Source organism: Caldovatus sediminis (assembly GCF_014644455.1).
In the GTDB taxonomy this organism is placed as follows: domain Bacteria; phylum Pseudomonadota; class Alphaproteobacteria; order Acetobacterales; family Acetobacteraceae; genus Caldovatus; species Caldovatus sediminis.
In genome coordinates, this window is sequence record NZ_BMKS01000001.1 from 577,968 (window position 1) to 597,357 (window position 19,390).

General features: G+C 76.7%; 19 protein-coding genes. 14 read left to right on the forward strand and 5 right to left on the reverse strand.

Going from position 1 to position 19,390, the window contains the following annotated elements; all coding sequences use genetic code 11:
* Window positions 1-30: 30 nt before the first annotated feature.
* The 12 genes from aroA to IEX99_RS02730 all read left to right on the forward strand — a co-directional run bounded on the left by aroA (window position 31) and on the right by IEX99_RS02730 (window position 12,261).
* The gene (gene aroA, locus IEX99_RS02675; RefSeq protein ID WP_188898135.1) at window positions 31-1,470 is read left to right on the forward strand and encodes a 3-phosphoshikimate 1-carboxyvinyltransferase; all 1,440 of its coding nucleotides are present in this window, start codon (window positions 31-33) and stop codon (window positions 1,468-1,470) included.
* Window positions 1,467-2,138, forward strand: coding sequence for a (d)CMP kinase (cmk, locus tag IEX99_RS02680; RefSeq protein WP_188898137.1), 672 nt, complete (start codon window positions 1,467-1,469; stop codon window positions 2,136-2,138). The genes aroA and cmk overlap by 4 nt, the downstream gene beginning before the upstream one ends.
* Before the next feature lie 408 nt (window positions 2,139-2,546).
* Complete coding sequence (gene rpsA / locus IEX99_RS02685) at window positions 2,547-4,289, forward strand: 30S ribosomal protein S1 (RefSeq protein WP_188898138.1); 1,743 nt, start codon at window positions 2,547-2,549, stop codon at window positions 4,287-4,289.
* A gap of 90 nt (window positions 4,290-4,379) precedes the next feature.
* Window positions 4,380-5,306 carry a signal peptide peptidase SppA gene (gene sppA / locus IEX99_RS02690; RefSeq protein ID WP_188898140.1) on the forward strand — a complete coding sequence of 309 codons (927 nt, stop codon included), beginning with the start codon at window positions 4,380-4,382 and terminating at the stop codon, window positions 5,304-5,306.
* Window positions 5,307-5,371: 65 nt separating this feature from the next.
* Window positions 5,372-5,746, forward strand: a complete 375-nt coding sequence (locus tag IEX99_RS02695; protein WP_188898142.1) for an integration host factor subunit beta — start codon at window positions 5,372-5,374, stop codon at window positions 5,744-5,746.
* Between the two features lie 88 nt (window positions 5,747-5,834).
* Window positions 5,835-6,200, forward strand: coding sequence for a lipopolysaccharide assembly protein LapA domain-containing protein (locus IEX99_RS02700; RefSeq protein ID WP_188898144.1), 366 nt, complete (start codon window positions 5,835-5,837; stop codon window positions 6,198-6,200).
* 16 nt (window positions 6,201-6,216) lie between these two features.
* Window positions 6,217-6,936, forward strand: coding sequence for an orotidine-5'-phosphate decarboxylase (gene pyrF / locus IEX99_RS02705; RefSeq protein WP_373285142.1), 720 nt, complete (start codon window positions 6,217-6,219; stop codon window positions 6,934-6,936).
* Complete coding sequence (locus tag IEX99_RS02710; RefSeq protein ID WP_268237451.1) at window positions 6,933-7,646, forward strand: phosphoribosylanthranilate isomerase; 714 nt, start codon at window positions 6,933-6,935, stop codon at window positions 7,644-7,646. The genes pyrF and IEX99_RS02710 overlap by 4 nt, the downstream gene beginning before the upstream one ends.
* Window positions 7,647-7,917: 271 nt before the next feature.
* Entirely contained in the window at window positions 7,918-9,138 is a 1,221-nt protein-coding gene (trpB, locus tag IEX99_RS02715) for a tryptophan synthase subunit beta (protein WP_188898148.1), read from the forward strand.
* Entirely contained in the window at window positions 9,135-9,974 is an 840-nt protein-coding gene (trpA, locus tag IEX99_RS02720; RefSeq protein WP_188898150.1) for a tryptophan synthase subunit alpha, read from the forward strand. The genes trpB and trpA overlap by 4 nt, the downstream gene beginning before the upstream one ends.
* Window positions 9,971-10,915: an acetyl-CoA carboxylase, carboxyltransferase subunit beta gene (gene accD / locus IEX99_RS02725; protein WP_188898152.1), complete on the forward strand. Its 945-nt coding sequence runs from the start codon at window positions 9,971-9,973 to the stop codon at window positions 10,913-10,915. The genes trpA and accD overlap by 4 nt, the downstream gene beginning before the upstream one ends.
* The gene (locus tag IEX99_RS02730) at window positions 10,912-12,261 is read left to right on the forward strand and encodes a bifunctional folylpolyglutamate synthase/dihydrofolate synthase (RefSeq protein ID WP_188898153.1); all 1,350 of its coding nucleotides are present in this window, start codon (window positions 10,912-10,914) and stop codon (window positions 12,259-12,261) included. The genes accD and IEX99_RS02730 overlap by 4 nt, the downstream gene beginning before the upstream one ends.
* Here the strand turns inward: IEX99_RS02730 and IEX99_RS02735 are convergent.
* Both IEX99_RS02735 and IEX99_RS02740 read right to left on the reverse strand, forming a co-directional pair.
* Window positions 12,228-12,803, reverse strand: a complete 576-nt coding sequence (locus IEX99_RS02735) for an HNH endonuclease (protein ID WP_229677755.1) — start codon at window positions 12,801-12,803, stop codon at window positions 12,228-12,230. The genes IEX99_RS02730 and IEX99_RS02735 overlap by 34 nt on opposite strands.
* Window positions 12,804-12,943: 140 nt before the next feature.
* Window positions 12,944-13,630 (reverse strand): alpha/beta hydrolase, encoded by a 687-nt coding sequence (locus IEX99_RS02740; RefSeq protein ID WP_188898155.1) that lies wholly within the window; start codon window positions 13,628-13,630, stop codon window positions 12,944-12,946.
* A gap of 46 nt (window positions 13,631-13,676) precedes the next feature.
* Between IEX99_RS02740 and gluQRS the strand changes: the two genes are divergently transcribed.
* Window positions 13,677-14,534 carry a tRNA glutamyl-Q(34) synthetase GluQRS gene (gluQRS, locus tag IEX99_RS02745; RefSeq protein WP_188898298.1) on the forward strand — a complete coding sequence of 286 codons (858 nt, stop codon included), beginning with the start codon at window positions 13,677-13,679 and terminating at the stop codon, window positions 14,532-14,534.
* Window positions 14,535-15,024: 490 nt separating this feature from the next.
* Here gluQRS and IEX99_RS02750 read toward each other — a convergent pair whose 3' ends face one another.
* The 3 genes from IEX99_RS02750 to IEX99_RS02760 form a co-directional block, all read right to left on the reverse strand.
* Entirely contained in the window at window positions 15,025-15,261 is a 237-nt protein-coding gene (locus IEX99_RS02750) for a hypothetical protein (protein WP_188898158.1), read from the reverse strand.
* Window positions 15,262-15,432: 171 nt separating this feature from the next.
* The gene (locus IEX99_RS02755; RefSeq protein ID WP_229677756.1) at window positions 15,433-16,098 is read right to left on the reverse strand and encodes a hypothetical protein; all 666 of its coding nucleotides are present in this window, start codon (window positions 16,096-16,098) and stop codon (window positions 15,433-15,435) included.
* Window positions 16,099-16,332: 234 nt separating this feature from the next.
* The gene (locus IEX99_RS02760; RefSeq protein WP_188898160.1) at window positions 16,333-17,775 is read right to left on the reverse strand and encodes a tetratricopeptide repeat protein; all 1,443 of its coding nucleotides are present in this window, start codon (window positions 17,773-17,775) and stop codon (window positions 16,333-16,335) included.
* Window positions 17,776-18,095: 320 nt separating this feature from the next.
* Here IEX99_RS02760 and IEX99_RS02765 point away from each other — a divergent pair, with 320 nt between their 5' ends.
* Window positions 18,096-19,364 carry an efflux RND transporter periplasmic adaptor subunit gene (locus tag IEX99_RS02765; protein ID WP_188898162.1) on the forward strand — a complete coding sequence of 423 codons (1,269 nt, stop codon included), beginning with the start codon at window positions 18,096-18,098 and terminating at the stop codon, window positions 19,362-19,364.
* The last annotated feature ends 26 nt before the right edge of the window (window positions 19,365-19,390 follow it).

Below are 19,390 nucleotides of genomic sequence, written 5' to 3' on the forward strand. Positions count from 1 at the left end.
GCGGACCTGCCCATGTCAAACGCAGCCGCGATGTCTCGCGACGCCACCGACGCCGCCGCGGAGCGGCCCGACGAGGAGCGGCGCCGCGCCGCGCCACCGCTGCACGCGCGGCCGCGGCCGTTGCGCGCGCGTGCGCCCGCGGGGCCGCTCGCCGGTCGCCTGCGCGTGCCGGGCGACAAGTCCATCAGCCACCGGGCGCTGATGTTCGGCGCCCTCGCCGTCGGCACGACCGAGATCGAGGGGCTGCTCGAGGGCGAGGACGTGCTGCGCACCGCCGCCGCCATGCGCGCCCTCGGCGCCGAGGTGGAGCGGCTCGGCGAGGGGCGCTGGCGCGTCGCGGGCCGCGGCGTCGGCGGGCTGGTCGAGCCCGGGGACGTGCTCGACATGGGCAATTCCGGCACCGCCGCGCGGCTGCTCTGCGGCCTGCTCGCCGGGCACCCGCTGTTCGCGGTGATGACCGGCGACGCCTCGCTGCGCCGGCGGCCGATGCGGCGGGTGATCGAGCCGCTCTCCATGACCGGGGCGCGCTTCGCCGCGCGCGCGGGCGGGCGGCTGCCGCTCGCCGTCGAGGGCGCGGCCGATCCGCTGCCGCTCGACTACCGCCTGCCGGTGGCGAGCGCGCAGGTGAAGAGCGCCTGCCTGCTCGCCGGCCTCTGCGCGCCCGGCGTGACGCGCGTGGTCGAGCCGGAGCCGACGCGCGACCACTCGGAGAACATGCTGCGCCACTTCGGCGCCGCGGTGCGGGTCGAGGACACGCCGGAGGGCCGGGTGATCGAGCTCGCGGGCCAGCCGGAGCTGGCGGCGGCGGCGGTGCGCGTGCCGGGCGATCCCTCCTCGGCCGCCTTCGCGCTGGTCGCGGCGCTGCTGGTGCCGGGCTCGCGCGTCGTCGTGGAGAATGTCGGGCTCAACCCGCTGCGCACCGGCCTCTTCACGACGCTGCGCGAGATGGGGGCGGCGCTGCGCGTCGAGAACGCGCGCGTGGAGGGCGGCGAGCCCGTGGGCGACCTGGCCGCGGAGCACGCGCCGCTCCATGCCGTCGAGGTGCCGCCCGGGCGCGCGCCGAGCATGATCGACGAGTTCCCGATCCTCGCCGTCGCCGCGGCCTGCGCCTCCGGCGTGACGCGCATGCGCGGCCTCGCCGAGCTCAGGGTGAAGGAGAGCGACCGGCTGGCCGCCACCGCGGCGCTGCTCGCGGCGAACGGCGTGCGGGCCGAGATCGAGGGCGACGACCTGCTCGTGCACGGCCTGGGCGGCCCGCCGCCGGGCGGCGGGACGGTGGCGACGCGGATGGACCACCGCATCGCGATGAGCGCGCTGGTGCTGGGCCTCGCCGCGCGGGCGCCGGTGACGGTGGACGATGCCGCCTTCATCGACACGAGCTTCCCTGGCTTCGCCGCGCTGATGAACCGCCTGGCGGCCGGCGGCGAACGGCGCGGCCCGGGAGAGGACGGGCCGATCGCGCCGCCATGAGCGACGGCGGCGCGCCGCGGCCGGGCGCGGGGCGCGCGCCGGTCATCGCGGTGGACGGGCCGGCGGCGGCGGGCAAGGGCACGCTGGCGCGGCGGCTCGCCGCGGCGCTCGGCCTGCCGCATCTCGACACCGGGCTGCTCTACCGCGCGGTCGGGCGGCGCATGCTGGACCGCGGCGCCGACCCGCGCGACGCGGTGCTGGCCGAGGCCGAGGCGCGGGCGCTGACCGAGGCCGACCTCGGGCGCCCCGACCTGCGCGGGCCGGAGGTGGACATGGCGGCGAGCGCCGTCGCCGCCATCCCGGCGGTGCGCGCCGCGCTGCTGGACTGGCAGCGCGGCTTCGCGCGCGGGCGCGGCGCGGTGCTGGACGGGCGCGACATCGGCACGGTGGTCTTTCCCGACGCGACGGTGAAGCTCTACGTGGACGCCTCGCCCGAGGAGCGGGCGCGCCGGCGCCTTCTCGAGCTGCGCGCCCGGGGCGTTGCCGCCGATCCCGACCAGGTGCTCAGCGAGGTGCTGGCCCGCGATGCGCAGGACCGGAACCGCGCCGCGGCGCCGCTGCGGCCGGCGCCGGACGCGATCGTGCTGGACACGACGGGGCTCGACGCCGACGCCGCCTTCGCGCGGGCGCTCGCAATCGTGCGGGAGCGGCTGCGGAGCGCCGGGTGAAGGCCGCAGCCGGCGGGCCGGGCCATGCCCGGCGGTTCCCGACACGGGAATCCCCGGCGCGCCTCCGGACCGCTCCTCTCGGCTCGCCGCCCCGCCGGACGCGGCGCGGGCCTGCCGCCGGCGCCGCCTCTTGCTTTTCCGCGCGCGCGGCCCTAGGTGCGGGTCATGGGGGCGCGCGGCCGCGAGGCCGCGCCGTCGTCGTTGGACGCATCGGGGCATCGGGAATGCGCCGGGCGCCCGGCGTGCCGGCCGGGGCGGGCCGCCTGTCCGTCCGCAACCGTCAGGGCTGCGGCCGCTCCCCTCGGGACGGCGCGCCGCCAAGCCGTGCCCGGCCGTCCTGGACGCCGGGGGCGCAGACCCCGCCCGCCGCGACCGACGCGTCCGGGCCATCAGGAAGCACCGAATCGCATGGCATCCGCCACTCGCCTCGCCACCCACGACCGTTCGCGGGCGGCGCCGCCGCCGGGCGGCGAGGATTTCGCCGCCCTCCTCGACGCGACCCTCGGCCCGGACACCGGGTTCGCCGGCACGGTCGTCTCCGGAAGGGTGGTCCGCGTCGATGACGACTACGCGATCGTGGACGTCGGGCTGAAGAGCGAGGGGCGCGTGCCCCTCAAGGAGTTCGCCCCGCCGGGGCAGAGGCCCGAGGTCAAGCCGGGCGACATCGTCGAGCTGTTCGTCGAGCGCTACGAGGACCGCGACGGCTCGATCGTGCTCTCGCGCGAGAAGGCGCGGCGCGAGGAGGCCTGGACCAACCTCGAGAAGGCGTTCCAGTCGAACCAGCGCGTCCAGGGCGTGATCTTCGGCCGCGTCAAGGGCGGCTTCACGGTGGACCTCGGCGGCGCCGTCGCCTTCCTGCCCGGCAGCCAGGTGGACATCCGCCCGGTGCGCGACGTGACGCCCCTGATGGGCACGCCGCAGACCTTCCAGATCCTCAAGATGGACCGCGCGCGCGGCAACATCGTGGTCTCGCGCCGCGCCGTGCTCGAGGAGACGCGCGCCGAGCAGCGCGCCGAGCTGGTGCAGGGCCTCAAGGAGGGCATGATCCTCGAGGGCGTGGTGAAGAACATCACCGACTACGGCGCCTTCGTGGACCTCGGCGGCGTGGACGGGCTGCTGCACGTCACCGACATCGCCTGGCGGCGCATCAACCACCCCTCCGAGGCGCTGGAGATCGGCCAGAAGGTCAAGGTGCAGGTGATCCGGTTCAACCCGGAGACCCAGCGCATCTCGCTCGGCATGAAGCAGCTCATGGCCGACCCGTGGGAGGGCGTGGCGCTCAAGTACCCGGTGGGGGCCAAGTTCACCGGCCGCGTCACCAACATCACCGACTACGGCGCCTTCGTCGAGCTGGAGCCGGGGGTCGAGGGCCTGGTCCACGTCTCGGAGATGAGCTGGACCAAGAAGAACGTCCATCCGGGCAAGATCGTCTCCACCAGCCAGGAGGTGGAGGTGGTGGTGCTCGACGTGGACGAGCCGAAGCGGCGCATCTCGCTCGGCCTCAAGCAGGCGCAGGGCAACCCGTGGGAGCAGTTCCTCGAGAAGCACCCGCCGGGCAGCGTGATCGAGGGCGAGATCCGCAACATCACCGAGTTCGGCCTCTTCGTCGGCGTCGGCCCGGACCTCGACGGCATGGTGCACATGTCCGACCTCTCCTGGGACGAGCCGGGCGAGGTCGCGATCCAGAAGTACCGCAAGGGCGACGTGGTGAAGGCCAAGGTGCTGGACGTGGATGTCGAGAAGGAGCGCATCTCCCTCGGCATCAAGCAGCTCCAGGCCGACCCGGCGGCCGAGGTGCTCGACCGCATCCGCAAGGGCGACGTCGTCACCTGCGTCGTCAGCAAGATCGAGAGCAACGGCATCGAGGTGAAGGTCGAGGACGTGCTCACCGGCTTCATCCGCCGCGCCGAGCTCGCCAAGGACCGCGCCGACCAGCGCCCGGACCGCTTCGCCGTCGGCGAGAAGGTGGACGCCAAGGTCACCGCCATCGACCGCGCCGCCCGCCGCCTCACCCTCACCATCAAGGGCAAGGAGGTGGACGAGGAGCGCGAGGCGATGAAGGAGTACGGCTCCGCCGACTCCGGCGCCTCGCTCGGCGACATCCTCGGCGCCGCGATCCGCCGGCGGCGGGAGATGGCGGGGGAGGAGTAGGCCCCCGCGATCCGCCTCGCGCCCGGGGTGGCCGCCGAGGGACCGCCCCGGGCGGCGCGGACGCCCCGGGCCCGCCGCCGCACGCCGATCATGTCGCTCGAACCCGACCTCTTGATCGACCGCCGCCGCCTGAAGCGCCGCCTCGGCTTCTGGCGGGCAGCGGCAGTGCTGCTCGGCGTCCTCGCGCTGTTCGCCCTCTTCGGCCGCGGCGATGAGGTGCCGGGGGCCGGAATCCTCGGGCGCGGGCATGTCGCGCGCCTGCCGGTGACCGGCTTCATCTCCGACGACCGCCGCGTGATCGAGGCGCTGGACCGCGCCGCCCGCAGCGACGCGGTGCGCGCCCTGATCGTCGCCATCGACAGCTCCGGCGGCAGCGTCGCCGGCGGCGAGGCGCTGCGCGCGGCGATCGCCCGCTTCCGCGAGAGCGGCAAGCCGGTGGTCGCGGTGATGGGCGGCACCGCCGCCTCCGCCGGGCTGATGGTGGCGATGCCGGCCGAGCGCGTTCTGGCGCGCGAGGGGACGCTGACCGGCTCGATCGGCGTGCTGCTGCAGAGCTTCGACGCCTCCGAGCTGCTCGACCGCTTCGGCGTGCGGCCGGAGATCCTGGCCTCGGGCCGCTTCAAGGACCAGCCGAGCCCGTTCCGGCCGCTTTCCGAGGAGGGCCGCGCCCAGCTCATGCGCGTGGTGACGGACCTGCACGAGCAGTTCGTCGCCATGGTCGCGCAGGGGCGCAACCTGCCGCTCGAGCAGGTGCAGGCCATCGCCGACGGGCGCGTCTTCACCGGCCGCCAGGCGCTCGCGCTCGGCCTGGTGGACGCGATCGGCGGCGAACGCGAGGCGCGGCGCTGGCTGGCCGCGGAGCGCGGCGTGCCGGAGGAGACGCCGGTGCGCGACATCGAGGTGCGCGGTCCGGGCGAGCGGCTGGTCGAATGGGTCGGCCGGACCTTCCTGAAAACCCTGGTTTCAGAATGGCTTGCGGTTGACGCCCCGCGGGCGCTCTGGCAGCCTTCGCGCTAGTCCGGACGGCGCGCCGCCGGCGGGCCGCGTGGCCCGGGCGCGGGCCGGGACGAGGGATGCCCGCGATGACGAAGTCCGAACTGATCGCCATGCTCGCGGCGAGCAACCCGCATCTGCGCCAGCCCGACGCGGAGCTGATCGTCTCGACCATCTTCGAGGAGATCAGCGCGGCGCTCGCCCGCGGCGACCGGGTGGAGCTGCGCGGCTTCGGGGCCTTCTCGACCAAGCGGCGGGAGGCCCGCCTCGGGCGCAATCCGCGCACGGGCGCGGCCGTCTCCGTCGCCGGCAAGACGGTGCCCTACTTCAAGCCGGGCAAGGAGCTGCGCGAGCGGATCAACCGCGGCGGCGCCGCAGCGCCGGCGGCGGCAGCGGCGCCGGCGGCCGCGTCGCGGCCCGAGCGGGCGAAGGCGCGGCGCGGCGCGCCGCATCCGGCGGCCTGATCCGCCGCGGACCGGCGCCGCGGCGCCGTGACGAGGGGAATGCGCGCGGCACCGCGAGGGGCCGCGCCGGGGAAGGAGCGCGCACGCGATGCGCTGGTTGCTGATCCTGCCGCTGCTCGTGCTGCTGGTGCTGTTCGCGCTGTCGAACCGCGAGGCGGTGGTGCTGCGGCTCTGGCCCCTGGACCTCGGCCTGGTCGCGCCGGTCGGCGTCGCCATGCTGGCGCTCGCGGCGGTGGGCTTCCTGCTCGGCGCCTTCCTCGCCTGGGCCGGCTCGCTCGGCGCGCGGCGGCGCGCCCGGCGGATCGAGCGCGCGGCGAAGGCGCTGGAGGCCGAGCTCGCCGCGCTGCGCGCGCGCGATGCGGCGGCGCGCGCGGCCGCGGAGGGACGGGCGGCCCAGCCGGCGGCGGGCGCGGCGCCCGCCCTCGCCGGCCCGGCCGAGGCGGGGCGCCGGTGAGGCGCGCGGCGTCGCCGTGATCGCCAGGCCCCGCTCGCCGCGCGCGCGGCTGATCGCCGCGCTCGACACCGCCGACGCGGACCGCGCCGCCGCGCTCGCCGCCGCGCTGGCGCCGGAATGCGGGCTGCTGAAGGTGGGCCTCGAGCTGTTCGCCGCAGAGGGGCCGGCCGGGGCGGCGCGCGTCGCGGCGGCGGGGGCGCCGGTGTTCCTCGACCTCAAGCTGCACGACATCCCGAACACCGTGGCCGGCGCGGTGCGCGCGGTGCTGCCGCTGCGCCCGGCGATGCTGACGGTGCACGCGGCGGGCGGCGCGGCGATGGTCGCGGCGGCGCGCGAGGCGGCGGAGCGCGGCGCGGGCGCGGACCGGCCGGCGATCCTCGCGGTGACGGTGCTGACGAGCCTCGACGCCGCGGCGCTGGCCGCGACCGGGGTGGCGGGCGGCCCGGTGCAGCAGGTGCTGCGCCTGGCGCGGCTGGCGCTGGAGGCCGGGGCGGACGGCCTCGTCTGCTCGCCGCGGGAGGCGGCGCGCATCCGCGACGCCGAGGGCGGGGCGCCGCTCCTCGTCGTGCCGGGCGTGCGGCCGGCGGGCGCCGCGGCGGGCGACCAGGCGCGGGTGGCGACGCCGGAGGAGGCGGTGCGCGCCGGCGCCGACTGGATCGTGCTCGGCCGGCCGATCACCGGCGCGGCGGACCCGGCGGCGGCGGCGCGGGCGATCGCGGAGGCGCTCGGCGCGTGACCTTCGTCAAGATCTGCGGCGTCAACGGCGCGGCGGCGATGGACGCGGCGGTGGCCGCGGGCGCCGACGCGGTGGGCTTCGTCTTCTTCCCGCCGAGCCCGCGGGCGGTGACGCCGGCGCAGGCGGCGGCGCTCTCGGCGCGCGCCCCGCAGGGGGCGCCGTTGCGCGTCGGGCTGTTCGTGGACCCGACGGAGGCGGCGATCGCGGCGGTGCTGGCGGCGCTGCCGCTCGACCTGATCCAGTTGCACGGCGCCGAGACGCCCGCGCGCTGCGCGGCGATCCGCGCGCGCTTCGGCGTCCGCGTGATGAAGGCGCTCGGCGTGGCGCGGGCGGAGGACCTCGACGCGCTGGCCGATTACGCGCCGGTCGTGGACCGCTTCCTGCTCGACGCCAAGCCCTCGCCGGCGGCGACGCTCCCCGGCGGCAACGCGGAGTCCTTCGACTGGACGCTCCCCGCCGGCCGCGCCATCCCGCGCCCCTGGCTGCTCGCCGGCGGGCTGACGCCGGAGAACGTCGCGCGCGCGATCCGCGAGAGCGGGGCGCCGGGCGTGGACGTGTCGAGCGGGGTGGAGCGGTCGCGCGGCGTCAAGGACCCGGCGCTGATCGCGCGCTTCGTCGCGGCGGCGAAGGCGCAGGCGTCGCCGCGCGGCGACGGAAGCGGGTGCCGGGACGGCCTCGACCATCGCCCCGGCCGCGCGCCCTCGCGCTGAAACCCCGCCGGCGCCGGCGCGGACATCCCCGTGTCCGGCCCCGCGGGCAGCGGCCGCGACGCGGCGGCGGACCGGGGGGACGGGGTGCGCCGCATCCGCATCGGGACCCGCGGCAGGGCCGGCTTCCCCGACCTCGCGCCGATCCCGTCATGGCCCCCGCGGGGGCGAGGGGCTTGCGGTACGCGGGCCTGCGGCGGGACGGCGCGGCGAAGCCGCTTCCTCCCCCGCCCCCCGGGCGCTATGACGCCGGCCGAGCCCCGGGAACGCCGCCGTGAACCAGCCTCTGCCGCCCAACTCCTTCCGCCAGGGCCCCGACGCCCGGGGCCGCTTCGGCGGCTTCGGCGGCCGGTTCGTGGCCGAGACGCTGATGCCCCTGATCCTCGAGGTCGAGCGGGCCTACGAGGCGGCCAGGCGCGACCCGGAATTCCTCGCCGAATGGCGCGCGCTGCTGAAGGACTATGTCGGCCGTCCCTCGCCCCTGTGGTTCGCGCGGCGGCTGACCGGGCACCTCGGCGGCGCCAAGGTCTACTTCAAGCGCGAGGAGCTCAACCACACCGGCGCGCACAAGATCAACGCGGTGCTGGCGCAGATCCTCCTCGCCCGCCGCATGGGCCGCCGGCGCATCATCGCCGAGACCGGCGCGGGCCAGCACGGCGTCGCCACCGCCACCGCCTGCGCCCTCTTCGGCCTCAAGTGCGTCGTCTACATGGGCGCGACCGACGTCGAGCGGCAGCAGCCCAACGTGTTCCGCATGAAGCTGCTCGGCGCGGAGGTGCGCCCCGTCGCCGCCGGCGCCGCGACGCTCAAGGACGCGATGAACGAGGCGCTGCGCGACTGGGTCGCCAACGTGCACGACACCTACTACTGCATCGGCACCGTCGCCGGCCCCCACCCCTACCCCGCGATGGTGCGCGACTTCCAGTGCGTGATCGGCGAGGAGACGCGCGAGCAGATCCTCGCCGCCGAGGGAAGGCTGCCGGACGCGCTGGTCTGCGCCGTCGGCGGCGGGTCGAGCGCGATGGGGCTGTTCCACCCCTTCCTCGACGATCCCGGCGTGGCGATGTACGGCGTCGAGGCGGCGGGGCGCGGCCTCGACACCGGGGAGCACGCGGCCTCGCTGAACCGCGGCCGGCCCGGCGTGCTGCACGGCAACCGCACCTACCTGCTGCAGGACGCGCACGGCCAGATCCGGGAGGCGCACTCGATCAGCGCCGGCCTCGACTATCCCGGGATCGGGCCGGAGCACGCCTGGCTGCACGAGATCGGCCGCGTGCAGTACGTGGCGGCGACCGACGACGAGGCGCTTGCGGCCTTCCAGCTCTGCTCGCGGCTGGAGGGCATCATCCCGGCGCTGGAATCGGCGCACGGCCTGGCGCAGGTGATCAAGCTCGCGCCGACCATGCCGAAGGACGGGATCATCGTGCTCAACCTCTCCGGCCGCGGCGACAAGGACATCTTCACCGTGGCGAAGCATCTCGGGGTCGCGCTGTGAGCCGCATCGCCGAACGCTTCGCCGCGCTCCGGCGCGAGGGCCGCGGGGCGCTGATCACCTTCCTCGAGGGCTACGACCCCGACCCCGCGACCTCGCTCGCCATCCTGCGCGGGCTGCCGGGCGCGGGGGCGGACCTGATCGAGATCGGCGTGCCCTTCACCGACCCGATGGCGGACGGCCCCGCGATCCAGCGCGGCGGGCTGCGCGCGCTGAAGGCCGGGGCGACGCTCGCCGGCGTCCTCGCCCTGGTGCGCGACTTCCGCGCGGAGGACGCGGCGACGCCGGTGGTGCTGATGGGCTACTTCAACCCGATCCTCGCCTACGGCGTGGACCGCTTCTGCACCGACGCCGCCGCCTCCGGCGTGGACGGGCTGATCGTGGTGGACGTGCCGCCGGAGGAGGCGGACGAGATCGAGCCGCAGGCGAAGGCGAGCGGCCTCGACCTGATCCGCCTGGTCGCGCCGACGACGGACGAGGCGCGGCTGCCGCGCGTGCTCGCCGCCACCTCGGGCTTCGTCTACTACGTCTCGATCACCGGCATCACGGGGACGCGCAGCGCGAGCGCCGAGCACCTGCGCGAGGCGATCCCCCGCCTGCGCCGCCACACCGGCCTGCCGCTCGCCGTCGGCTTCGGCATCCGCACGCCGGAGCAGGCGGCGGAGGCGGTGCGCGTCGCCGACGGCGCCGTGGTCGGCTCGGCGCTGGTGGACACGATCGCGGCGAGCCTCGACGGGAACGGGCGCGCGCGGCCCGACACGGTGCGCCGGGTGCTCGACCAGGTGCGCGGGCTGGCGGAGGCGGTGCGCGCGGTGCGCAGGGAGCCCGCGGCGGGATGAACTGGATCAGCGACTGGGCGCTGCCGAAGATCCAGACGCTGTTCGGCGCCAAGAAGGAGGTGCCGGACAACCTCTGGCACAAGTGCCCGGCCTGCGAGCAGATGATCTTCCACCGCGACCTCGAGCGCGCGCTGCACGTCTGCCCGCATTGCGGCCACCACATGCGCATCGGCGCGATGCAGCGGCTGAAGTACACGCTCGACGAGGGCTTCCAGCGCATCGAGCTGCCGCGGATGCCGCAGGACCCGCTGCGCTTCCGCGACCAGCGCCGCTACCTCGACCGGCTGAAGGAGGCGCAGTCCCGCCTGCAGATGGACGACGCCGTGCTGGTCGCGCACGGCGCCATCCTCGGCCAGCGCGCCGTCGTCGCCGCCTTCGAGTTCGCCTTCATGGGCGGCTCGATGGGCGCCGGGGTGGGCGAGGCGATGGTCACCGCGGCGAAGCTCGCCGTGCTGCAGGACGCGCCGCTGGTCGTCTTCACCGCCTCCGGCGGGGCGCGGATGCAGGAGGGCGCGATCTCGCTGATGCAGATGCCGCGCACCGTGATCGCGACGCGCATGGTGAAGGAGGCGGGGCTGCCCTACATCGTCGTGATGTGCGACCCCACCACGGGCGGCGTCACCGCGAGCTTCGCGATGCTCGGCGACATCCACCTCGCCGAGCCCGGGGCGCTGATCGGCTTCGCCGGCGCGCGCGTCATCGAGCAGACCGTGCGCGAGAAGCTGCCGGAGGGCTTCCAGCGCGCCGAGTACCTGTTGCAGCACGGCATCCTCGACATGGTGGTGAAGCGGTCCGAGATGCGCGCGACGCTGGCGCGGCTGATCGGGCTGCTGCGCGAGCCGGAGCGCGCCCCGGAGTCCGAGAGCGTCGTCCCCCTCGTCGCCCTCCCCGCGCCGGAGGACGGCGGGGACGCCGCCAGGCCGGTACAGCCCGCCGGGTGAGCGAGAGGCCCGCCGCGGGCCCGCCGCGGGCGGCGGCGGGGCGCAGCGACGCGATCGTCGCGCGGCTGCACGCGCTGCATCCGGTGCTGATCGACCTCGGCCTGGACCGGCTGCGCCGCGCGCTCGCCGCGCTCGGCCATCCGGAGCGGCGGCTGCCGCCGGTGGTGCACGTGGCGGGGACCAACGGCAAGGGCTCGACCTGCGCCTTCCTGCGCGCGATCGCCGAGGCGGCGGGGCGGCGCGTGCACGTCTACACCTCGCCGCACCTGGTGCGCTTCCACGAGCGCATCCGCCTCGCCGGCGCGCTGGTCGAGGACGAGGCGCTGGCGGACGCGCTCGAGGAGGTGGAGCGCGCGAACGCCGGCGCGCCGATCACCGTCTTCGAGGTGATCACCGCCGCCGCGCTGCTGCTCTTCGCCCGCGTGCCGGCGGACCTCCTGGTGCTGGAGGTCGGGCTCGGCGGGCGCCTCGACGCGACCAATGTGGTGGACCGCCCGGCGGCGACGGCGATCACCAGCATCTCCATGGACCACATGGAGTTCCTCGGCGACACGCTGGAGAAGATCGCCTTCGAGAAGGCCGGCATCCTCAAGCCCGGCGTGCCCTGCGCGACCGGCGCGCAGGACCCGGCGGCGCTGCGCGTCATCGAGGCGCGCGCGGCGGAGCTCGGCGCGCCGCTGCTCGCGCGCGGGCGGGACTGGACGATCGCGCCCGCGGAGGGCGGCCTGCGCTACGCCGACGCGCGCGGCGCGCTCGACCTGCCGCCGCCCGCGCTGCCCGGGCCGCACCAGGCCGACAACGCCGGCATCGCCGTCGCCGCGCTGCGCGCCTGGAACCCGCCCTGGCTCGGCGAGGCGGCGATCGCGGCGGGGGTGGCGCGCGCCGAGTGGCCGGCGCGGATGCAGCGGCTGCGCGGCGCGCTGGCGGCGCGCCTGCCCGCCGGGTGGGAGCTGTGGCTCGACGGCGGGCACAACGCCGGCGCGGGCCTCGCCCTCGCCGAGCACCTGCGCGGCTGGCGGGACCGGCCGCTGCACCTGATCGTCGGCATGAAGGGCTCGAAGCAGGCGGCGGCGTTCCTGCGCCCGCTGCTGCCGCTCGCCGACACGCTCTGGGCGGTGGCGGAGCCGGGCCAGCACCAGGCGATGCCGGTCGCGGCGATCGTCGCGGCGAGCGGCGGCGTCGCCCGCCCCGGGCCGACCGTCGCGGCGGCGCTCGACGCGCTGCCGAAGGGGGGGCCGCCGGCGCGCGTGCTGGTCTGCGGCAGCCTCTACCTGGCGGGCGAGGTGCTGAAGGCGGACGCGGCGGCCCCCGCTCAGCTCTCCAGCTCGGTGTCCCAGTACAGGTAGTCGCGCCAGCTCTCGTGCAGGTAGTTCGGCGGGAAGCTGCGGCCGTTCTCCTGCAGCTCCCAGGTGGTCGGCTGGCGGGGCGGGCGGCGCGGGAACATCCTGCACTCCCGCGGCAGGCGGCTGCCCTTGCGCAGATTGCACGGGCCGCAGGCGGTGACGACGTTGTCCCAGGTGGTCCGCCCGCCGCGGCTGCGCGGGATCAGGTGGTCGAAGGTCAGGTCCTGGATGGCGTGCGGCTCGGCGCAGTACTGGCACTCGAAGCGGTCGCGCAGGAACACGTTGAACCGCGTGAAGGCCGGGCGCCGCGCCGCCGGGATGTACTCCTTCAGCGCGATCACGCTGGGCAGGCGGATGGTCTGGCTGGGGGAGTGGACCTCCTGGTCGTACTCGCTCAGCACCGCGACCCGGTCGAGGAAGACCGCCTTCACCGCGTCCTGCCAGCACCAGACCGACAGCGGGAAATAGGAGAGCGGGCGGAAATCCGCGTTCAGCACGAGCGCGGGGAAGTGCCTCTCCCCGACGGGAATACTGCCGTCCGGCAAACGTCGCTCCTCTCAGCGACGAGCCGACCAGCCCTGGGGCTCCGGCACGGCGCGCAGGCCCCAGATGCTGTGGCGCCGCCGCGTCTCGGGCCATTCATGCCACCCGGGGTGCCGCGCCGCAACAGGGGCGGCGCCTCGTTTCATCCCGCCGTCATGGCGAGGGCGCGCTGGAGGAAGAGCGCGCCCAGGGACAGCCCGGCCTCGTCGATGCCGTGGCCGAGGCGGGGCGCGTAGTGCGCCTCCACCGGCACGCCGGCCGCGCGCAGCGCCCGCTCGGCGGCGCGGCTGGCGGCGACCGGAACGGTCTCGTCCGCCTCGCCGTGGACGAGGAGGACCGGCGGCCGCCCCGCCAGCTCCGCGCCGAGCGAGTCGGGCGCGAGCAGCGCGCCCGAATAGGCGAGGATCGCGGCCGGGGGCGGGCTGCGGCGGAGCCCGGCGAACAGCGCCGTCATCGCCCCCTGGCTGAACCCCATCAGGACCAGCGGCGCCGAGGCGGGCAGGCCGTGGCGGGCCAGTTCCGCCTCCAGGAAGCGCCCGAGGATCCGCGCGGCGTGGCGGACCCCGGCCTCCATCCGGGCCGGCGTGCGGTCCTCGATGCCGAACCACTGCCGACCGAACGGCGCGCCCTCGTAGGGGAAGGGGGCGTGGGGGGCGACGAAGGCGGCCTCCGGCGCCGCCTGCGACCAGCGCGGGGCGAGGTCTATCAGGTCGTGCCCGTCGGCCCCGACGCCGTGCAGCAGGACGACGAGCTGCCGCGGCGGCGCCGCGCCGTCGCCGGCCCTGGGACCCCAGCGGGGGCCATCGAGCGTCCCGGACTCCGCCGCCATGCGCGCCTTGCCCTCCCCTGCCCGCCCCCGCTACCCGGGGCGCGCCATGGCGGCAAGCCCGATCGTCACCCGCTTCGCGCCGAGCCCGACGGGCTTCCTGCACCTCGGCCACGCCCATTCGGCGCTGTTCGGCTGGCGCCTCGCCCGCGCCGCCCCCGGCGGCCGCTTCCTGCTGCGGCTGGAGGACATCGACCCGGGCCGCTGCCGCCCGGAATTCGCCGCGGCGATCCTCGAGGACCTCGCCTGGCTCGGCCTCGACTGGGACGGGCCGGTGCGGGTGCAGTCGGCGCATCTCGCCGAGTACCGCGCGGCGCTCGATTCGCTCGCGGCGCGCGGGCTGCTCTATCCCTGCTTCTGCACCCGCGCCGCCATCGCGCGCGAGGTCGCCGCCGCCGCCCAGGCCCCGCACGGGCCGGACGGGCCGCTCTATCCGGGCACCTGCCGCGGGCTCGGGGCGGAGGAACGGGCGGCGCGGATCGCCCGCGGCGAGGCCTACGCGCTGCGCCTCGACATGGCGCGCGCGCTCGCGGCGGTGCCGGGGCCGCTGGGCTGCGAGGAGCGGGGGGAGGGCCGGCGGCGCTGCGACCCGGCGCGCTTCGGCGACGTGGTGCTGGCCCGCAAGGACGTGCCCGCGAGCTACCACCTCTGCGTCACCCACGACGACGCGCTGCAGGGCGTGACCCTGGTGACGCGCGGCGAGGACCTGCGCCCGGCGACCGACCTGCACCGGCTGCTCCAGGCGCTGATGGGCTGGCCGGAGCCGGGCTACGCGCACCACCGGCTGCTGACGGACGCGAGCGGCCGGCGCCTCGCCAAGCGCGACCGCGCCGCGACGCTGCGCGACCTGCGCGCGGCCGGGCGGAGCCCGGCGGAGGTGCGGGCGCTGGCGGGCTTCCCGGACTGACGCCGCGCCGGCGTCCCGTCGGGGTCCCGTCGGATGCAGGAGCGGCGGATCGGGCGGGCGGCGCCCGCCCGACGCGAGGGACCGGCCTCCCGCGGACGGCGCATTTCGTCGTCGCGGCGGCGGCCCGGGCCTGCCCGGCGCGGCCGATCCCCGGCGGCATGGCGTGCGATACCGCCCGCGCCGGCGCGACCTTCCCCGCGCGGCGCAACGCGCGGGCGACCCGCCGCGACCGCGGCACGCGCCACGCGGCGGCGAACCTCTCTCCCGGCCGCGAGCCGCCTTCCGGCGCGCCTTCGCGGCGGCCTTCCCGCAGGGCCCGCTGCCCGCGCGCGAGGGGCGGCCGCCCGCCGAACCGCCGGCGCCGACGCAAGGCCGACAGGTCGCCGGCCCCCCGTTGCGCCCATCCGACCCGCGCGGACCTCGCCGGTCCGCACCGGCAGCGGCGGGGCATCGGCGGGCGGGCCACCCGTTCCGCGGCCCGCGCCGTCGTTCACGGCACCAGGCGCACGGGGGCGCAGACCGTCACCCGGCCGCCGCGGGCGTGGTACTCGGCCACCATCCGCGCCACTTCGGCGTCGCTCGGGCGGCCCAGGGCGCGGCAGCGGCGAATCCGCGCCCATGCCGCCTCCGCCCTGCGCTCGCGCATGCCGAGGGCGTCGCGGAACGCGGCGGCGCCGGAGGCGGAGCGGGCGGCGCGGCCGATGACGGGATCGTTCGGGTCGGGCATCGCGGTCTTCCTTCCTCGCCCGCCGCACGCGCAGCGGGGTTGCGTGACGCGACGGAGGCTAGCCGGAGCGGCCGCGAGAGGCCTTCAGGGGGGCTGGCGCCCCCCTTGAGATTGCGTGGAGATTCGCGCAGGCCGGGCGGCCGCCGGACGCGCCGCCGTTCCGGAGCGGGCTCAGCGCCGGGGCGGCGGGTGCGGCACGATGGCCGTCGGGTGCTCCATCAGCGCGTAGCCGTGGCCCGCGCAGCCGACATTCGGGTTGATCGCGTTGAAGAGCCCGGCCGGGTTCTCCTTGAACAGCCAGACATGCAGGTCGTAGTGGTGCAGCGCGCGCGGCATCAGCGGCTCGTGCCCCTCCATCGGCCCGTCGAAGGGCCGGCCGAACAGGCTCGGCCGCTCGGCGATGCCGGTGGCGAGCGGGACGAACCATTCCGCCGCGACCAGGCGGAGCCTGCCGCCCTCGGCCGGCTCGTAGACCAGCAGCGGCGGGCGGAGGGGATCGGAGGCCGGGCCGATCAGCGCGGGGTTGATGAAGTGGACCCCCATGCCGCCGCCGGGGTACTCCACGCAGCCCTGGGTCGAGAGGTAGCCGTCGCGCACGGCGACGAGCGGGTCGGCATATTTCCGCAGCGCCTCGCGCACCTCCGCGAGCTGGCCCTGCAGGGCCGGCTCCGGGGCGGGCGTGGAGGCGCGGTGCTGCGCGGCGCCGTGGCCGCCCGGTTGCGCGGCGGCGGGCAGCGCACCGGGGAAGGCGAGGCCCGCTGCGGCCAGGACCGCGACGGCGACGCGGCGGGCGCCCTTGCGGGCCGGGGCGTCGGTGGTACGGGGCGTCGTGCGCATGAGGCGTGCTCCCTCTCTGGCGGTGTCGTTGGCCGGCGGCCCGCCGATGGCGCGGCGGGTGCGGGCCGGGGCGCCGCGCGCGTCGTCCATCGTCGTGCCCCCTCCCTCCGGGGCACGCGCCTTGCGTGCCGGAGACGGGGCGAAGGTGCCGGGCGCCGCCTTCCGCGGCCATCGCCGGAGCTTTCCGGATCTTTCCGCGGCTTTCCGCGGCTGCGGGCGCTCGGCCGGGCAGGATCACTCCGGCACGCCGGCCTTCGCCAGCCCTGCGATGAACACGTCGCAGTGTGCGAAGCCGGCCAGGTTCCGCCGCAGCACGCCGACGCGCAGCGGCGGGCCGACGCGGTTGCGCGCCTCGATGAAGGCCCGCGCCTCCTCCGGCAGCCCGAGATGGCCGCAGCAGCTGATCAGCGTGTTGTAGTGCCCCGAATACTCCGCGAAGGACGCGACCGAGGCGCGCAGGAAGGGCAGCGCCTCCCCGAAGCGCCGCGCGCCGAGCAGGGCGAGACCGTGGATCGCGGTGTAGATGCCGGCGAAGCTGTCCGTCGGGCTCATGCGGATCGCCTTGCCGGTCTCGGCGAGCGCCGCGTCGAAGTGGCCGGCCCGGAGCAGCGCCCAGCCGAACGCCGTGCGGCCCAGCGCGAAGCACGGGTTGAGGTCGAGCGTCGCCCGCAACTCCGCGAGCGCCCGCTCGTGCTGCCGCGCCGTGCTGAGGCAGAGGCCGAGGGTCATGCGCGCCCAGGGCTCCGCCGGGTCGAGGGCGACGGCGTCCTCGGCGTGGCGCGCGGCCGCGCGGTAGCCCTCCTGCGTGTCCGGCCACCAGTAGCAGAGCGCCGCCCACCAGACCGCCCAGCTCAGGAGGGCGTGGGCCCGCGCGTAGCCGGGCTCGATCCCGATCGCCCGGCGGAGCAGCGCCTGCGCCTCCTCGTTCTGCCGGCGGCCGACGCGGTTGATCAGGCCGATCGCGCGCACGGTGAGGCCCCAGGCGTCGAGGTTGCCGGGCGGCCTCGCCGCCGCGCGGACGCCCTCCTCGGCGTAGAGGTGGGGCTCGATCGCGGCGACGACGTTCCGCGTGATCTCGTCCTGGACGGCGAAGATGTCGTGCAGCTCGCGGTCGTAGCGCTCGGCCCAGATGTGCTTGCCGGTCCCGGCGTCCGCGAGCTGGCCGGTGACGCGGATGCGCCCGGCGGCGGTGCGGACGCTGCCCTCGAGCACGTAGCGGACGCCGAGCTCGCGCGCCACCTGCCGGACGTCCACGGCGCGGCCCTTGTAGGTGAAGGTCGAGTTGCGGGCGATGACGAACAGCCAGCGCAGGCGGGAGAGGTCGGTGGTGATGTCCTCCGTGATCCCGTCCGCCACGAAGTCCTGCCTCGGGTCGCCGGTCATGTTGGTGAAGGGCAGGACGGCGATCGAGGGGCCCTCCGGCGGCCGCGGCGCCGTGCCGGGCACCGCGGCGGGCGCGGCATCGGCCGGGCGATCCTGGGCGTCGTCGGGCGCGCGCAGGCGCAGGCCGGTGTGGCTCTCGACGATGGCGAGGGTCTTGTCCGAGAAGAGACCGACGAGCAGCTTGTCGACCGTGGACCTGCCGAGCCTCGTCCGGAACGCGAACTGCTCGCGCGAGATCCGCTCGCGGGCGATGTGGTCCCGGATCAGCCGTGCGATGCGCTTCCTGTCGTCCATCTGGCCCGCGGTTCCCGCCGGGGCGCAGTCTTGCCGGAATCCGGGCGCGGGGGCAGCCCCGCGGACGGCACCGCCGCGGCGCGGCGGCGGGACCGGAAGCGCCCCCGCGCAACGATGCGCCGCCGCAATCCCCTGGACCCCTTCGCCCGGCGAGACTAGTCTCGTTCCGACGCATCCTGGCCCGGGGCCGGGCAGGCGGCGTGCGCGCCGTCCCGGCGCGCGGGACGCCCCCTGTGTGACGCAACGTGAACGGCCCTCGCCGCCGCCGCGGCCGTACCCATCTCCCCGCGGGGCAGCCTGGCCGCATGACAGGACGAAGGATGGGATCGCCGCGCCGCGCACGCATTCTGGTCCTCGCCGCGATCGCCGTGGCCGGCGCCGCGCTCGGCTGGCGCCACCTCGACGCCGGCGGCTGGCGGTTGCCGGCCGCGTTCGGCGGCCAGGCCGGCGGTGGCGCCGCCACGGCGCCGGCGCGCCCGGCGCAGCCCCCGCCGGTGGCGGTCGCGACCGAGCCGGTGCGGCGCGGGCCGAAGCCGGTGGAGGTGCTGGCCAACGGCACCGTGGTGCCGGAGGCGGTGGTCACCGTCCGCACCCGGGTGGACGGCCAGATCGAGGCGGTACACGTCGAGGAGGGCCAGATGGTCCGCCGCGGCCAGCCGCTGTTCACGCTCGATTCCCGCCTCAGCCGCGCCCTCCTCGCCCAGCAGGAGGCGCAGATCGCGCGCGACCGCGCCCTGCTCGAACGCGCCCGCGCCGACCAGGCGCGCTACCAGTCGCTGCGCGGCGAGGGCTTCGCCGCCCAGCAGCGGCTGGAGCAGGCGACCGCCGAGGCCGCCGCCGCCGCCGCCAATGTGCGCGCCGGCGAGGCGCTGGCCGCGCAGACGCGCCTCAGCATCGAGTTCGCCACCATCACCGCGGAGATGGACGGGCGCCTCGGCGCGCTGCCGCTGCGCGCCGGCAACTTCGTCCGCCAGGCGGAGAACACCGCGCTCGCCACCATCACCCGGATGGACCCGATCCTGGTGCAGTTCTCGGTGCCGGAACGCTGGCTGCCCGACATCCGGGCGGCCACGCAGGCGGCCGCGACCGGGGCCGGCCCGGGACCGGCCGTCCAGGTGCGCGCGGACGACGACGGCCCGCCGCTCGAGGGCGAACTCGTCTTCGTGGACAGCGCGGTGGACGTGCAGACCGGAACGATCGCCCTCAAGGCCCGCTTCCGCAACCCGGAGGCGCGCCTCTGGCCGGGCCAGTACGTGCAGGTGCGGCTGACGCCGCGCGTGGACCCGGACGCGATCAGCGTCCCCGCCGCCGCCGTGCAGACGGGGCAGGAGGGACGCTTCGTCTTCGTGCTCCAGGAGGGGGTGGCGCGCCGCCGCCCGGTCGAGCTGGTGCGCACCATCGGCGATCGCGCGGTGGTGCGCGGCGAGCTGACCGCCGCCGATCGGGTGATCGTCGAGGGGGCGCAGCGCGTCGCCGACGGCATGCGCGCGGTGGACCGCGGCCGCCCCGGCGCGCCGCCGGGCCCGGGCGGCGACGGCCGGCCGGCGGCGGCGCCGGCGGCGCCGCGCATCACCGCGGCGGCGCACTGAGGGGAACGGCGGCGGGAGCGGACGAG

Excerpts from the sequence above, each read along its gene's own strand:
- aroA (WP_188898135.1), top strand. The coding sequence starts at position 31 with ATGTCTCGCGACGCCACCGACGCCGCCGCGGAGCGGCCCGACGAGGAG.
- cmk (WP_188898137.1), top strand. The coding sequence starts at position 1,467 with ATGAGCGACGGCGGCGCGCCGCGGCCGGGCGCGGGGCGCGCGCCGGTC.
- rpsA (WP_188898138.1), top strand. The coding sequence starts at position 2,547 with ATGGCATCCGCCACTCGCCTCGCCACCCACGACCGTTCGCGGGCGGCG.
- sppA (WP_188898140.1), top strand. The coding sequence starts at position 4,380 with ATGTCGCTCGAACCCGACCTCTTGATCGACCGCCGCCGCCTGAAGCGC.
- IEX99_RS02695 (WP_188898142.1), top strand. The coding sequence starts at position 5,372 with ATGACGAAGTCCGAACTGATCGCCATGCTCGCGGCGAGCAACCCGCAT.
- IEX99_RS02700 (WP_188898144.1), top strand. The coding sequence starts at position 5,835 with ATGCGCTGGTTGCTGATCCTGCCGCTGCTCGTGCTGCTGGTGCTGTTC.
- accD (WP_188898152.1), top strand. The coding sequence starts at position 9,971 with ATGAACTGGATCAGCGACTGGGCGCTGCCGAAGATCCAGACGCTGTTC.
- IEX99_RS02740 (WP_188898155.1), bottom strand. The coding sequence starts at position 13,630 with ATGGCGGCGGAGTCCGGGACGCTCGATGGCCCCCGCTGGGGTCCCAGG.
- gluQRS (WP_188898298.1), top strand. The coding sequence starts at position 13,677 with ATGGCGGCAAGCCCGATCGTCACCCGCTTCGCGCCGAGCCCGACGGGC.
- IEX99_RS02750 (WP_188898158.1), bottom strand. The coding sequence starts at position 15,261 with ATGCCCGACCCGAACGATCCCGTCATCGGCCGCGCCGCCCGCTCCGCC.
- IEX99_RS02755 (WP_229677756.1), bottom strand. The coding sequence starts at position 16,098 with ATGCGCACGACGCCCCGTACCACCGACGCCCCGGCCCGCAAGGGCGCC.
- IEX99_RS02760 (WP_188898160.1), bottom strand. The coding sequence starts at position 17,775 with ATGGACGACAGGAAGCGCATCGCACGGCTGATCCGGGACCACATCGCC.
- IEX99_RS02765 (WP_188898162.1), top strand. The coding sequence starts at position 18,096 with ATGGGATCGCCGCGCCGCGCACGCATTCTGGTCCTCGCCGCGATCGCC.